A 13,878-nucleotide genomic window follows, 5' to 3' on the forward strand; every position below is an offset into this window, starting at 1 on the left:
AGGGTGGGCAAAGCGCAGCGTGCCCACCGTCACAAGCGCGCGGTAGATAGTCGGCACGTGCGCTCGCAATGACGAGGAAGCCTTGGCGTACTCGCGGCGTCTATCGCGATTGCGGAGAGATGGTGGGCACGGCGCTGTGCGCCTTTGCCCACGGCAGTTTGCCTACGACTAGCGCGCCGTCATTCTGCGAGGCTGGTCTGCCAGACTGGCGCCGGCACAGGCGCGGCAGACACAACCGACACGCGACCGATCCGCTCGACATAGAATTTCGTCGCCCAGATCGACGCTGCGGCGAGCGCGATGCCGCCGGCGACGTCGATGAGGTAATGCGCGCCGATCGCCGGCGTTGCCGCGATCATCAACAGGCTGAGCGCGGCCGCGATGCCGCCGATGCCGCGCACCGGCCACAGCGCCCACATGTAGAGCACGGCGGATGCTGCGTGAAAGCTCGGAAACGAGACGATGCCGGAGAGGAAGAACAGCCGCAGCTCGTGCAGGCTGCCGTCGCGCAGAGCCAGGATATCACGCAACTGCCCGGCATAAACCGCGGGGGTGATCTCGGGGAAATGCGCCGCCGGCAATTGCAGCCCGTAATAGGTGCCGATCGCCGGCACCATTGCGGAGATCGCGATGGTGACCGCGAGCGCGAGGCTCATCGCGAGCATGAACACCTGCAGCCGCACGTAACGCGCGGTCAGTGTCAGCACGACGGGAATGCCGAGCAGTGGCCATTTGATCAGTCCGTAGCCGCGCGCCAAGAGGTCAGCGAGCCAGGGATGGTCGTTGACGAAACGCATGATCGGCTCGGGATCGAGGCCGAACGCGCGGTCGATCGCGAGCAGCGCGTCGTCCTGGAGCGGCCAGTTCATCTTGCCCGCGACGTAGCTCAGCGGTCCGACGATGGCGCAGGTGAGAATGACTTGTCCGATGGTGCCGAGCGAGAACACCAGCTTTGGATCGGCAAGCTCGCCCTTGGCGAGCTGGTGGCGATAGGCGATTGCGATCAGGATCGCTGCGATCGCCAGCGTGATGCCGTAGGCGACGGGCTCGAGGCTCAGACCGGTTGCGGGCAGGCCAAACGCCAGCAGGCTGCCCATCGCAACGATGGGGAGCCAGTTCAGCTGGAAGAGCTGCCAGGCGGTCCGGGTATCCGTATCGAGCATGCTGCACCAGAGTGGAATCGCAGTACCTCAGCACAGTGGTGGGGTCGCCTTAAAATGGCGGTAACGGCCAGGATCAACCTTTTGCCAATCCGATTGCTGCAATTTGAATGATTGGCGCGCCACGCCTCTTTACCGTGACGTTTCACGCATTTGCTTCTTGTCATCACCTCTGAATAGTTGTTCAGTCCTTGCGGGCGATTTGCAGCGAAATCAGTGACTAAGCGTTCGGCCGCAGGGCGTGTGGCTAGCGTGTGGGACAGGAAGCGCGCCATGGTTTATCGGCGGACGCATCAAGTGGTTAAGCGCCTCGCGGCCCGGCGCAGTGCGATACTGGCGGCGGCGCGGGAGGCAGCGGCGGAAGGCGGCATGGCGGCGGTGCAGATCGCGCCGGTCGCGGTCCGCGCCAATGTCGCGGCGGGCACCGTCTATCGCTACTTCCCGTCTAAGGCCGAGCTGATCTCCGAATTGATTGCCGAGGTCTCTCGCGACGAGCTCGCGGCGATCCGCCGGGCGGCCGATGCAGCGCCCGGTCCGTCCTCGGCGCTGGCGGCCGCGGTCACCACCGTGGCGGTCCATACCCTGTCGCAGCGCAGGCTGGCCTGGGGCATTTTGGCCGAGCCTGTCGATGTCGATGTCAGTGCCTCCAGGCTCGCCAGCCGGCGCGAGATCGCCGGCGAGATGGCCGGGCGGATCGACGCCGCCGTACGCGCCGGTCATTTGCCGGCGCAGGACACCGCGCTTGCCGCCACTGCGCTACTCGGCGCGCTGCATGAGTCGCTGGTCGGGCCGCTCGCACCGGACAATCTCGACGATACCGCCCGGATGCGCGATGCCGTCCAGACCGTGACCCTGCTGGCGCTGCGCGCCGTCGGCGTCATGGACGCCCGCGCCCGGGGTCTGGTGGTGCAGCAGACGCTGCTGCCGACCGTGAAAGCGTTGGTCGGAGCTTAAAAGCAGGGCGCGGTCGAGGCTGAGACCTGATTACGCTCAGGTCATTGCCTGAGCGCAACTTTTCGACAAACCGCAGCATTCTCGCCGGACCAGCCGGCTACTGTGCATGGGGTTGTTTTCGACATTTTTGTTTGTCGAGGTCCGGCGCCTTAAATATTCGCGTCGCCCTCGGGGCCGACCGAAGCAATGCGCAGCATGTTGGTGGTGCCGGGTATGCCGAGCGGCACGCCGGCGACGATGATCACGCGCTGACCGGCGCGGACAAAACCGTCCCGGAATGCGATCTGGCCGGCGCGGCTCACCATGTCGTCCTGGTCGCGCGCGTCTTCGGCCACCACGCAATGCACGCCCCAGACCACGGCGAGCCGGCGTCCGGCCTGAATGTTCGGCGTGATCGCCACGATCGGCGGTTTCGGCCGTTCGCGTGCGACGCGCGCGGCGGTCGAGCCCGAGCTGGTCCAGCAGATCAGGGCGGGCAGGTCGAGCGTTTCGGCGACCTGTCGCGCGGCGTCGGCGATAGCGTCGCCGGCGGTCGCTTCCGGCGCCGGGCGCTGAGCGGTGAGCACAGAACGATAGATCGGGTCGCGTTCGACCTCTTCGCCGATGCGGTTCATGGTCGAGACTGCCTCGACCGGGAATTTGCCGGCCGCAGATTCCGCTGACAGCATGATGGCGTCGGCGCCTTCGTAGACGGCGGTGGCAACGTCGGAGACTTCGGCGCGGGTCGGCACCGGCGACTGGATCATCGATTCCAGCATCTGGGTTGCGATCACCACCGGCTTGCCGGCGCGTCGCGCCATCCGCGTCATCTGTTTTTGCAGGCTCGGCACGCGCTCCAGCGGCAGCTCGACACCGAGGTCGCCGCGCGCCACCATCAGCGCGTCGGAGGCCTCGAGGATCTCGGCGAGGCGGTCGATCGCCTGCGGCTTCTCGATCTTGGCCATCACCGCGGCGCGGCCGCGGATCATCTTCTTGGCTTCGATCACGTCGTCGGCGCGCTGCACGAACGACAATGCGATCCAGTCGACGCCGGTCACCAGCGCCGCTTCGAGATCGGCGCGGTCCTTCGGCGTCATCGCCGAGACCGGCAGATCAGTGTCGGGCAGGCTGACGCCCTTGCGGTCGGACATCCGTCCGCCGACCACGACACGCGTCACCGCGTGCTCCTTGGTGGTCTCCTCCGCGATCAGCCGTACCTTGCCGTCGTCGAGCAGCAGCGAGTGGCCGGGCCGCAGCGCAGCCAGGATCTCCGGATGCGGGAGATTGACGCGATTGGCATCGCCCGGCGTCTTGTCGGAATCGAGTGTAAATACCTGGCCGTTCTGGAGCTGCACCGCACCCTCGGCGAACGCGCCGAGCCGTAGCTTGGGGCCCTGCAGATCGACCAGGATGCCGATCGGCCGGCCGTAGCTCGACTCGACATTGCGGATCGTCGCGACCAGCTCCCGCATCTTGTCATGCGGGGTGTGGCTCATGTTGATGCGGAATACGTCGGCGCCGGCCTCGAACAGGCGGCGGATCATCGCGAGGTCCGAGGAAGCGGGTCCGAGGGTCGCGAGAATCTTGATACGGCGAAGACGCCTCATGGCTTATTTCCAGATGGTGGCGAGGGAACTGGCGGGAGGCCAGGCGCGGGGGGCGTACCACCGGGCGGACCATTGGGCAAACCCGGAACGCCGCCACCAGGGCCGACAGGGCCGGGCATGCCGGGCACGCGCTGCTGCTGCGACGGCTGCTCGTTGGCATCGGTGAGCTGCACCGTCCAGGCGCGCTGCTCGCCGGTATCGACCTCGAAATAGCCGGTCCGGTCATAGCCGCGCGCGAGGCAATCCTCGGTGCCGCGGATGGTGAATTCCTTGTCGCGCGAGCACATGAAGGCCTGGCCCGACCATTCGCCGCCGCGGTCATAGTCGATCGCGTAGATGTAATAATAGCGCGCGACCAGCGTTCCCCGCAGCAGGGTCTCGCAGGAGCGGGACGAGATGTTCCACCAGCCCTCGGTGGTCCAGCCCTCGGCGTCCTTGTAGCCGAGCGCAATGCCGACCCGGCTCGATGTGTTGTTGCAGAGCCGGAAATCGGCGGCGGCGGGGCTCGCCCACAGGCACAGCAGGGCAATCGCCAGCACCGGGACCAACCGGGCGAGCAGGCGAAGGGGGAAACGGGGAGATTCGGCGATCATTGTCGCGGAACGTATACCAGATGATTGACGATTTGGCGTAGGGCCCGGGGGGAACCGCCCCGAAGCCGGGCTTTGGCCCGTTTGCGCCGCGATATGGCAAAATCTGTGACAGGACCCCACCTGATCCCGTAAGGGTGACGATTTCAGGGGTCGCCAAAAGGGCAGTCAAGGGATCCAGCCATGGCCATCGACGACAAAACCAGAACGGAGCTCGAGGCGGCCGCTTTCCGGCGCCTGGTCGACCATTTGCGGGAGCGAACGGACGTCCAGAACATCGACATGATGAATCTCGCGGGCTTCTGCCGCAATTGCCTGTCCAACTGGCTCAAGGACGCCGCCGACGCGCAAGGCGTCGTCTTGAGCAAGGACGAGAGCCGCGAGGCCGTCTACGGCATGCCCTACGAGACCTGGAAATCGAAGCACCAGGGCACGGCCACGCCGGAGCAGATCGAGGCGATGAAGAAGGTCCATCCCCACGGGCACTGAGCGCGCCCCCTTGAGTCGCACCACACAACAGCTTTCTTCGCCTCCCCGCAGGAAGGTGTGGGCGCGCTGTGGACGAGCGCGATGCTTGCTTGAACGCGAGGGACGCCAACCCTAAGGGTTCTGCAGCACGCGCGGTGAGGATGCCGGCGTCACCTCGTTTTGCCAGTTCCATTTGGAGTACCAAGATGGCCACCACCGCCGCCGTCCGCGACGACGAGCCCGCGACGAAATTTGCCAAGGACCAGCTCAAATCCATCATCGAGCGCATCGAGCGGCTGGAGGAAGAGAAGAAGGCGATCTCCGACGACATCCGCGACGTCTTCGCCGAGGCCAAGGGCAACGGCTACGACGTCAAGGCGCTGCGCACCATCGTGCGCATGCGCAAGCAGGACCCGAACGAGCGCGCCGAGGCCGAGACCATTCTCGAGACCTACATGCAGGCGCTGGGCATGCTCTGAGGCGTTCGCGCCTCAGACACCGCTGCCGTAGCCCGGATTATGCTTGCGCTCCATCCGGGCTACAAATCCGTGGTGTGAACGGAGACCGCCGTGACTGCGCCAAAGCCGCCGCGCGAGGTGAGCCGTGCGTTCGACGCCCTGCCGGCGCCGATGAGCAAGCGGCTGCTTCAGGTGCGCGACCTGATCTTCGCGACCGCAGCTGCGCATGACGATGTCGGTGAACTCACCGAGACCCTGAAATGGGGCGAGCCCGCTTATTTGACCGACGAGACCGGCAGCGGCTCGACGATCCGGCTCGGCCGCCTCAAGGACTCCGAGCACGCCGCTATTCTCTTCAACTGCAAGACGACGCTGGTCGATACCTTCCGCGAGCGCTTTCCCGATCAGTTCGAATATCGGCAGACCCGGGCATTGCTATTGCCGGTGGCGGGCAAGCTGCCGAAGCGTGAGCTATCGGTCTGCCTGTCGTTGGCGCTGAAATATCATCTGGAACGGCGCCGGAGGCGCTCGGCGTAAGTTTCAGAGTCAGTGCAGCGCCGCCGTGCGCACGACGAAGGACGACGTCTGGAGCTTCGCCGTCGCGCTGCCCGAAAAACTGTCGCAGGACAGGCCCTGCATCGGATCGTCGGTGAAGCCCATCGCGACAACGGCCTGCGGCTTGACGAAATAGCCACGCAGTGTCGCCATGTCGAGTTCGCCCATCAGCGTGACCGACATCGCGCGGCTGGCGCTCGGCGACAGCATCACGATCTTCAGCCAGATGCTGCCGCCCTTGGCCGCGGACAGCCGGGTCGCCGTCGCGATCATGCCATCGGTGCTCTTGCCGACCACACTGTTGATCTCGGTCGCGGGCGCGAGGTTGCGTGCGGCGGAGGCGGGACGGGCTGAGCGCGGGATCGGCGCGGAGGCGGCGACCACATTGGCGCGATCGACGGGGGAGGCGGCCGGCGCGTAAGCCAGCGCCTGAAGCGTTGCGTTGGAGACGCTCGCGGTCGGTTGCGGATCGGTGGCGGCGGCAAGGGCTTGGCGCGCCTTCAGCGCTGCGATCTGCGCGGGCGTCGCCTGCTGCGGCGTGGCCGGGGCATCCCAGAAGCCGCGAGCATTGATGATGTCGGCCGGGGTCTCAGGCTTGCCGGCGGCCGGCTTGTCAGCCACGGGCGCGGGCTTCGGCCTTGGCGGCGCAACGAGCTGCGCATCGGCGGAAGCGAGCTGGATCGCGGCGGCAACTGACGGCTTGGCGCGGGGCGTGGGTACCGGATCGGCGGGCTTTGTTTCGACAGGCTTGGCTGCGGCGGCGACCACGGTTGGCGCGACAGGCTTGGCGGCCGGGGCGGGCGCGCCTTCGTCATCCTCGTCGCTGCTCGTGGCTGCCGGAGCCGGCTTGCCCTTGAACAAGGCGGCGAAGAAGCTCGGCTTGCTGCCGGCATCGTCGCCATCGCCGCGGCGTTCGATGTCGGCCTTGGCGAGCTCATAACCTTTGAGCGGGGTGCCGTCGGTCGGGACATGCACCGTGCGGCCGTCCGGGAACACGCGAGCGAGCTGGTCATGCGTCATGCGCGGCCAGTGCCGGATGCTGCCGGTATCGAGATGCACGAAGGGCGAGCCGGAGGTCGGATAGAAGCCGACGCCGCCGCGCTGCAGGCGCAGGCCGGCGAAGCGGATCTGCTCCAGCGGCACGCCCGGAATGTGGAAGTCCATCGCATGTCCCAGCATGTGCTGGCTGAAGCGCGCCACACCCGAGGAGCGGCGGCGGAGCATGGCGTTGGTGGCGGGGGAGCGATAGGAGGAGATGATCTGGATCGGCTGCTTGCCGTCGACGTCGCGATAGACTTCCCAGAGGATGTCGAACAGGTGACGGTCCATGACCGTCTCGTCCTGGGTGCGCCAGTCGCGCAGGAAGTGGTTGAGCTGCTTCAGCGCGGCTTCGTCGTAGCGGCCATCACGCTTGAAAGTGACGGTGAGATCTTCGCCGGAATGGGTGTGGTGGAAGGAGAGCGTCTTGGTCTCGTTCAGCGCGGCGGCGTTATGGACTGAGCCCGCGGCAGCAAGCAGCAATACGGACGCGAGGCCGATCCTGGAACCGACCTTCACTCCCGCATGGGACAACGACAGCACAGATAATTGGCGTGCGAGACCAGTCAGCACGTTAGAGCCCACCCAGTCGACCAGCGTTCAAAATGGACTCTCCCGCCAACCCCGTTAGCGCGCGAAAGAGGGTGAACGCTTTCTTAAAGCGAGAAGGTTAATCCGAACTTACCTTCCCGCCCCCAAAACCAAGCCAGAATACAAACCTAAACGCTTGAGTGTGGCGAAAAAACGCCCGCTGCCCGAGATCGGGTGGAGAATGGTTAACGTTAAGCGACCCCATCCAGGGGATGAGGTCGCTGATTTTATTGCAGAATTCTAGAAATTGAGACGCTGGGCCGAGTCTCAGCGGGTGAACACCCGCTGGGGCTTGCGGCCGACCGGGGCCGACGGCTGGGCCGGGGCCCCACCACCGAACAGCCGCTCGAAGAAGTTCGGGCCGGACGAGCCGCCATTGTTGGCCGCCAACACGCCGTTCGGCAGCGTCGTTGCCGGGCGCGAATAGCTCGGCTGGGAGTGGGCGACGACGTTCTCTAGGTCCTTGCCGCGGCTGTTCTTCAGGATGTTGCTCATGGTCGCGTCGCGGCCATAGACGTCCTTGCGGAATTGCAGCTTGCCGCCATCGTCCACAAACGCGGTCTGATAGGTGATGTTGACCGGGATCGGCGTCGGGAATTTCAGGTCGATTTCGCCCTTGCCGTACATGCTGCGCACGCGCTCCGGCGTGTACTTCTCGTTCGGCAGCGCGATGCCGAGCAGCACGGAGGCGTACTGATCCGGGTTCTGCACGCGCATGCAGCCATGGCTGAAGGCGCGTTCGTCCCGGGCGAACAGGTTCTTGTCCGGCGTGTCGTGCTGATAGACCAGGAACTTGTTCGGGAAGTTGAAGCGGATGCGGCCGAGCGCGTTGGCTTCACCGGGCGGCTGCGAGATGTGCACCGAGCCGTCGCGGTTCTGCTCGAGCTTCAGACCCATGCGCTGAAGCACGGTCGGGTCCTGCTGCAATGCCGGCAGATATTCGCCATAGACGATCGACGGCGGCACGTTCCAGGTCGGATTGACCGTGATGTACTTCATCGTCTCGGTCAGCAGCGGGGTCGCGTGCTGGCCCGGCTTGCCGGTGACAACGCGGGTGGTCCAGACCTGCTGTCCGCGCTGCATCACCTTCAGCGTGTAGTCGGGAATGTTGAGGATGACATAGGCATCGCCCAGCGAGGGCACGCCGAGGTCGCGCGGCAGCCAGCGCCAGCGCTCCATGTTCACCAGCACCACGTCGATCTGCTTGTCGCGCTTCGGGGTGTTGATCGCCTTCACGGTCACTGCGTCGAGAACGCCGGTCGCCTTCATCTCGGCGCCGTTCTGGAACTTGCGCACGGCTTCGGCGACGGTGGCGTCATAGCGGGTGTCGCTGGCGTTCTCGGCGAGGCCGAGCTTGGCGCGCAGTTGCGGCACGCGCGGATCTTCGACGACGATTTCCGCCTGCTTCTTGCCGGCCGGGGTGTATTTCAGCGCCGGGCCGTCGGCGATCTCGACCACCGGACCGCTGCCCTGGCCGCGGAGCTCCGCAAGCTTGGCCTTCAGCTCCTTGTAGAGCTTTTGCGGCGGGTTATAGCTGTCGAGCGCTGCGGAGGCGTCAGTCGCGGTCGTGACCTTGGCGAGCACGTCGCTCGGATCAGTCGGATGCTCGGGATAGAGGATGTCGGCGCTGACCTGAGACCAGTGCATGCGGCCGCTCTGCGCCTGGCGCGCATAGTCGAACATGCTGGCGGTGAGCTTCAGCTCGGCGTCGGCGAGCGCATCGGGGTTGGTGGCGGCGGCGAAATCCGGCACCGGATAGTCGGCGGGGTTGAGCCCGTCGGAGGCCGCATCCTTCAGCCGCGCGATCACGCCCTTGGCCGCAGCGGTCAGGCTGCCGGCTTGCGTCCAGACCGGCGCGAAGTCGCGTGCACCGTAGAACTTCTCGATCGCGGCGCGCTCGGTCTTGCGGTCGAAATGGCGCGAGGTCTTGGCGCCGATGATGTCCTTGAGCTTGTCGGCAACCGGCTGGTCGGCAGCGGGAACATTGCTCGCGGCCTTCACCGGCTCGGCGGCTGGAGCGGCGGGTGCCGCAGGCGTTGCCGTCGCAGTGTCGGCCTTTGCTGGTTCAGATTTGGCGGGCTCGGTCTTCGCGGGCTCGGTCTTGGCCGTCTCGCTCTTGGGCGCCTCGACCGGAGGCGTGGTGGCGACGTCGGAAGGCTTGGTCTCGACCTTGTCCGGTGCGGGAGCGGCTTCAGCCTTCACGGGCTCCTTGGCAGCGTCCTTCGGGGCGTCCTGCACCGTGGCGGTGGTGTCGAGCCTGATGTCGGATGCGGTCGGGGGCGGGACGTTTGCGGGCTCGGGGCGCGGGATCGCGGCTTCGATCGCGAGCTCGGCCGCGCTGCTGCGCGCCTGATCCTGCGCCAGCGCCGCACCGGCCGAGACCGTGAGGAAGGTCGCCGCGACCGTCATCAAGACGCGGTCAAAGCCTCGACGGTGGTTCAAACAGTCACGCATTGGTCGCACCCCTTGGGTGAACTGTTCCTCGTGGAACAGCTTTCGTTATCGCCTATTGAGCTTCGGCTAAACCGCGCCGGCCTCTCGAAAGTTGCACGCCTGCACGCAACGATTCTTACGCAGACGATATACAGGCCCCGATTTCGCAGCCAGCGCTACCCGGGACAACTCACGACAAACTGACTTCAAGGGAGCCTCTTGGCAACGGATTGTGCGCCTGCAGCACGCGCTTTTCCCTCTGTCTGTCACTTCCAAGTCACGGTTCAAGTCGCAGTTGAATTCTGCCGTCATGCGAACGGCTTACGACCGTCCCGCAGCGTCGCGCGAACCTCCGTTCGCATGAGGCTCAGTGCGTCTCCTCGCCGCTTTTCCCGCCATGGCCGGGAACCCCGGCTTCGTCGAGTTTTCGGTAGAGGGTGGACCGGCCGATTTTGAGGCGGCGGGCGACCTCGGACATCTGTCCGCGGTAATGCGAGATGGCGAAACGGATGATCTCGTTCTCCATGTCCTCCAGAGGGCGGACGTCGCCGGTTGGGGTCAGCATGGAGAGGGCGCCGGCCAGGGGCAACGGCGCGATCGGTATTTCACTACCCGATATCATCGAGGGGGCCGCGATCGGCTCGAGCATCAGCGGTGCGGTCGGAATGTCTGCCGCGAGATGTGGCTGCGAGGTGAGCACGGGGAAGTCTGCAAGGCCAAGCTGGTCGCCCTCGCTCATGACCACAGCGCGGTAGACCGCGTTCTCGAGCTGGCGGATGTTGCCGGGCCAGTCGAGCTGGGCGAGGTGCGCGACGGCCTCGCCGCTGATGCCGCTGATGGAGCGGTTCTCCTCGGCGGCAAAGCGCACCAGGAAATGCCGGAGCAGATGCGGGATGTCCTCACGGCGCGCCCGCAGCGAAGGGATCGTCAGCGGCAGCACGTGCAGGCGATAGAACAAATCCTCGCGGAAATGGCCCTGCTTGACCCGTTCCAGCAGCCTGCGATTGGTTGCTGAGACGATGCGGACATCGACCTTCAACGGCTTGCGGCCGCCGACGGCCTCGACTGCGCCTTCCTGGAGCGCGCGGAGCAGCTTGACCTGCGCGGCCAGCGGCAGCTCGCTGACCTCGTCCAGAAACAGCGTGCCGCCATGGGCTTCGACGAATTTTCCGGTGTGGCGTTCGGTGGCGCCGGTGAAGGCGCCCTTCTCGTGGCCGAACAGGATGGACTCGACGAGATTGTCCGGGATCGCGCCGCAATTGACTGCGACGAACGGCTTGGCCTTGCGCTCGCCGCTGCCATGGATGGCGCGCGCGAACATTTCCTTGCCGACGCCGGACTCGCCTTCGATCAGCACGGGGATCGACGAGCCCGCCGCCTTCTGCGCGGTGCGCATCACGCCCGCCATCGCCTCGGCGCGGGTGATGATGTCGGAGAAGGTCAGCCGGCCCTCGCGGCTGTGACGGATGCGCTGCAATTCGCCCTTCAGCGCGGAGGCGTTGAGCGCGTTGCGCAAGGAAACCTGGAGCCGCTCCACGCCGACCGGCTTGACCACGAAATCGGCCGCGCCTGCGCGCATCGCCGAGATGACATTGTCGATGCCGCCATGGGCGGTCTGCACGATGACAGGCACGGTCAGGCCGGCGTCGCGGATCTTCGCCAGCACGCCCATGCCGTCGAGGCCGGGCATCACGAGATCGAGGATGATGGCGTCGATGACAGGTGCGTCGGGGGCGGTGAGGGTGGCGATCGCGGCGTCGCCGGAGTCCACGACGATCGTCTCATAGCCGCATTTCTGCACCATGTTCTCGATCAGCCGGCGGGCCACTGCGTCGTCGTCGGCGATCAAAATACTGGCAGCCATGGTGTTCCCCGCACGCTACTACTATCTGTCTCGAATCGGGGCACTCTGGCCGAAGCCGATTAACGCACTCTTAAACCTTGATGCCCCCGCCCGCCGTCGCGATTGTTGAACACAGGTTTCCCACACAATGAATTCGCGCTCCAAATCTGCTCTCAAGAAGTCTGCCTTGAAGAAGCCCGCTCTCCGCAAGCCAGCCACCAAGACATCCGCCGTCAAGAAATCCGCCACCAAGGCAAAACCCTCCAGCAAACCTGCGAGCAAGACCGGCAAGCTTCCGGAGTGGAACCTGGCCGATCTCTATTCCGGGATCGATGCGCCGGAAGTGGCGCGCGATCTCGCAAAGATGGATGCCGATTGCGTCGCGTTCGAGACCGACTTCAAGGGCAAGCTCGCAACAGGAACAGCAAACGAAGATGGCGGAAAATGGCTCGCGCAGGCCGTGCGACGCTATGAGGCGATCGACGATCTGGCCGGCCGCCTCGGCTCCTATGCCGGCCTGGTCCATGCCGGCGACAGCGTGGACCCTGCGATTTCAAAGTTTTACGGCGATGTGTCGGAGCGGCTGACGGATGCGTCGACGCATTTGCTGTTCTTCGCGCTCGAGCTCAATCGCGTCGATGACGATATTTTGAACCGCGCGATCCAGGCGCCGGAGCTGGCGCACTACCGTCCCTGGATCGAGGATCTGCGCAAGGAGAAGCCGTATCAGCTCGACGACAAGCTCGAGCAGCTGTTCCTGGAGAAGTCCCAGACCGGCTATTCCGCCTTCAACCGGCTGTTCGACCAGACCATCTCCGGCTTGCGATTCAAAGTCGGGTCCAAGGAGCTCGCGATCGAGCCGACACTCAATTTTCTGGCGGACCGCGACGGCGCCAAGCGCAAGGCGGCGGCGGAAGCACTGGCAAAGACGTTCAAGGCCAATGAGCGCACCTTTGCGCTGATCACCAACACCCTCGCCAAGGACAAGGACATCTCCGACAATTGGCGCGGCTTCAAGGACGTCGCGGATTCCCGGCATCTGAGCAACCGCGTCGAGCGCGAGGTGGTGGACGCGCTGGTCGCCTCGGTGCGCGCGGCCTATCCAAAGCTGTCGCATCGCTATTACGCGCTGAAGGCGAAGTGGTTCGGCAGGAAGCGGCTGGCTTATTGGGACCGCAACGCGCCGCTGCCGTTCGCGGCGACCGAAATCATCGGCTGGCCCGACGCGCGGAACATGGTGCTGACGGCCTATCGCGGCTTCTCGCCCAAAATGGCTGACATCGCCGAGCGCTTCTTCACCGACCGCTGGATCGACGCGCCGGTGCGTCCGGGCAAGGCCCCGGGCGCCTTCTCGCATCCGACCACGCCGTCGGCGCATCCTTACGTGCTCATGAACTACCAGGGCAAGCCGCGCGACGTGATGACGCTCGCGCATGAGCTCGGCCATGGCGTGCATCAGGTGCTGGCGGCCAAGAACGGCGCGCTGATGGCGCCGACGCCGCTGACGCTGGCGGAGACCGCGAGCGTGTTCGGCGAGATGCTGACCTTCCGCCGGCTGCTGGCGCAGACCAAGAGCGCAAAGCAGCGCCAGGCGCTGCTCGCCGGCAAGGTCGAGGACATGATCAACACCGTGGTGCGGCAGATCGCGTTCTATTCGTTCGAGCGCGCGGTCCACACCGAGCGCAAGAACGGCGAGCTGACCGCGACGCGGCTCGGCGAGATCTGGCTGTCGGTGCAGGGCGAGAGCCTCGGTCCCGCGATCGAGATCAAGGCGGGTTACGAGAACTACTGGATGTACATCCCGCACTTCATCCACTCGCCGTTCTATGTCTACGCCTATGCGTTCGGCGATTGCCTCGTGAACTCGCTCTACGCCGTCTACGAGAACGCGGCCGAGGGATTTGCCGAGCGCTATCTCGACATGCTCGCCGCCGGCGGCACTAAGCACTATTCCGAGCTGCTGCGGCCGTTCGGGCTCGACGCCAAGGATCCCAAATTCTGGGACGGCGGCCTGAGCGTCATCGCCGGGATGATCGACGAACTGGAGGCGATGGGCTGAGGCAGCGGCGCACGGTCTGGCGACGGAGCGGCGGGGCCGCCGCGGGTCCCGGCCCGCTCCCGCCAAGCCACCTTCGCGACGGCGCGCGAGGCGTTGCTATTTTGGATTGAACGTTCGCGCGTCCTTGCCAGACTAATCCTGTG

Annotated in this window: 11 protein-coding genes; 5 read left to right on the forward strand and 6 right to left on the reverse strand. The window is 65.5% G+C overall.

Annotated elements, in window-relative coordinates; all coding sequences use genetic code 11:
* Positions 1-179: 179 nt before the first annotated feature.
* Positions 180-1,163, reverse strand: a complete 984-nt coding sequence (locus BMW89_RS33485; protein ID WP_092034599.1) for a phosphatase PAP2 family protein — start codon at positions 1,161-1,163, stop codon at positions 180-182.
* Between the two features lie 270 nt (positions 1,164-1,433).
* On the opposite strand from BMW89_RS33485, the gene BMW89_RS33490 reads away from it, so the two are divergent.
* The gene (locus BMW89_RS33490; protein ID WP_092034670.1) at positions 1,434-2,114 is read left to right on the forward strand and encodes a TetR/AcrR family transcriptional regulator; all 681 of its coding nucleotides are present in this window, start codon (positions 1,434-1,436) and stop codon (positions 2,112-2,114) included.
* Positions 2,115-2,263: 149 nt separating this feature from the next.
* On the opposite strand, the gene pyk is transcribed toward BMW89_RS33490, so the two are convergent.
* Both pyk and BMW89_RS33500 read right to left on the reverse strand, forming a co-directional pair.
* A complete protein-coding gene (pyk, locus tag BMW89_RS33495) occupies positions 2,264-3,700 on the reverse strand; it encodes a pyruvate kinase (RefSeq protein ID WP_092034600.1) in 1,437 nt (478 codons plus the stop codon).
* Positions 3,697-4,293, reverse strand: coding sequence for a DUF1036 domain-containing protein (locus BMW89_RS33500; RefSeq protein WP_092034601.1), 597 nt, complete (start codon positions 4,291-4,293; stop codon positions 3,697-3,699). Before BMW89_RS33500 ends, pyk begins: the two co-directional genes overlap by 4 nt.
* A 180-nt stretch (positions 4,294-4,473) precedes the next feature.
* Here BMW89_RS33500 and BMW89_RS33505 point away from each other — a divergent pair, with 180 nt between their 5' ends.
* The 3 genes from BMW89_RS33505 to BMW89_RS33515 all read left to right on the forward strand — a co-directional run bounded on the left by BMW89_RS33505 (position 4,474) and on the right by BMW89_RS33515 (position 5,753).
* A complete protein-coding gene (locus BMW89_RS33505) occupies positions 4,474-4,779 on the forward strand; it encodes a DUF1244 domain-containing protein (RefSeq protein WP_092034602.1) in 306 nt (101 codons plus the stop codon).
* Between the two features lie 185 nt (positions 4,780-4,964).
* Positions 4,965-5,237 carry a DUF2312 domain-containing protein gene (locus BMW89_RS33510; RefSeq protein WP_092034603.1) on the forward strand — a complete coding sequence of 91 codons (273 nt, stop codon included), beginning with the start codon at positions 4,965-4,967 and terminating at the stop codon, positions 5,235-5,237.
* Between the two features lie 90 nt (positions 5,238-5,327).
* The gene (locus BMW89_RS33515) at positions 5,328-5,753 is read left to right on the forward strand and encodes a DUF1801 domain-containing protein (RefSeq protein WP_092034604.1); all 426 of its coding nucleotides are present in this window, start codon (positions 5,328-5,330) and stop codon (positions 5,751-5,753) included.
* 9 nt (positions 5,754-5,762) lie between these two features.
* On the opposite strand, the gene BMW89_RS33520 is transcribed toward BMW89_RS33515, so the two are convergent.
* From BMW89_RS33520 to BMW89_RS33530, 3 genes are all read right to left on the reverse strand, one after another.
* Entirely contained in the window at positions 5,763-7,382 is a 1,620-nt protein-coding gene (locus BMW89_RS33520; RefSeq protein ID WP_244547755.1) for a peptidoglycan L,D-endopeptidase MepK, read from the reverse strand.
* 285 nt (positions 7,383-7,667) lie between these two features.
* Entirely contained in the window at positions 7,668-9,854 is a 2,187-nt protein-coding gene (locus BMW89_RS33525; RefSeq protein ID WP_092034606.1) for a L,D-transpeptidase family protein, read from the reverse strand.
* 346 nt (positions 9,855-10,200) lie between these two features.
* Positions 10,201-11,697, reverse strand: a complete 1,497-nt coding sequence (locus tag BMW89_RS33530; RefSeq protein WP_092034607.1) for a sigma-54-dependent transcriptional regulator — start codon at positions 11,695-11,697, stop codon at positions 10,201-10,203.
* A 127-nt stretch (positions 11,698-11,824) separates the two neighbouring features.
* On the opposite strand from BMW89_RS33530, the gene BMW89_RS33535 reads away from it, so the two are divergent.
* Positions 11,825-13,735, forward strand: coding sequence for a M3 family oligoendopeptidase (locus tag BMW89_RS33535; protein WP_092034608.1), 1,911 nt, complete (start codon positions 11,825-11,827; stop codon positions 13,733-13,735).
* Positions 13,736-13,878 lie beyond the last annotated feature (143 nt).

Source organism: Bradyrhizobium sp. OK095 (genome assembly GCF_900109945.1).
GTDB lineage: Bacteria > Pseudomonadota > Alphaproteobacteria > Rhizobiales > Xanthobacteraceae > Bradyrhizobium.

What these genes read in the sequence shown, in the direction of transcription:
- BMW89_RS33485 (WP_092034599.1), bottom strand. Translation starts at nt 1,163, where the DNA reads ATGCTCGATACGGATACCCGGACCGCCTGGCAGCTCTTCCAGCTGAAC.
- BMW89_RS33490 (WP_092034670.1), top strand. Translation starts at nt 1,434, where the DNA reads ATGGTTTATCGGCGGACGCATCAAGTGGTTAAGCGCCTCGCGGCCCGG.
- pyk (WP_092034600.1), bottom strand. Translation starts at nt 3,700, where the DNA reads ATGAGGCGTCTTCGCCGTATCAAGATTCTCGCGACCCTCGGACCCGCT.
- BMW89_RS33500 (WP_092034601.1), bottom strand. Translation starts at nt 4,293, where the DNA reads ATGATCGCCGAATCTCCCCGTTTCCCCCTTCGCCTGCTCGCCCGGTTG.
- BMW89_RS33505 (WP_092034602.1), top strand. Translation starts at nt 4,474, where the DNA reads ATGGCCATCGACGACAAAACCAGAACGGAGCTCGAGGCGGCCGCTTTC.
- BMW89_RS33510 (WP_092034603.1), top strand. Translation starts at nt 4,965, where the DNA reads ATGGCCACCACCGCCGCCGTCCGCGACGACGAGCCCGCGACGAAATTT.
- BMW89_RS33525 (WP_092034606.1), bottom strand. Translation starts at nt 9,854, where the DNA reads ATGCGTGACTGTTTGAACCACCGTCGAGGCTTTGACCGCGTCTTGATG.
- BMW89_RS33530 (WP_092034607.1), bottom strand. Translation starts at nt 11,697, where the DNA reads ATGGCTGCCAGTATTTTGATCGCCGACGACGACGCAGTGGCCCGCCGG.
- BMW89_RS33535 (WP_092034608.1), top strand. Translation starts at nt 11,825, where the DNA reads ATGAATTCGCGCTCCAAATCTGCTCTCAAGAAGTCTGCCTTGAAGAAG.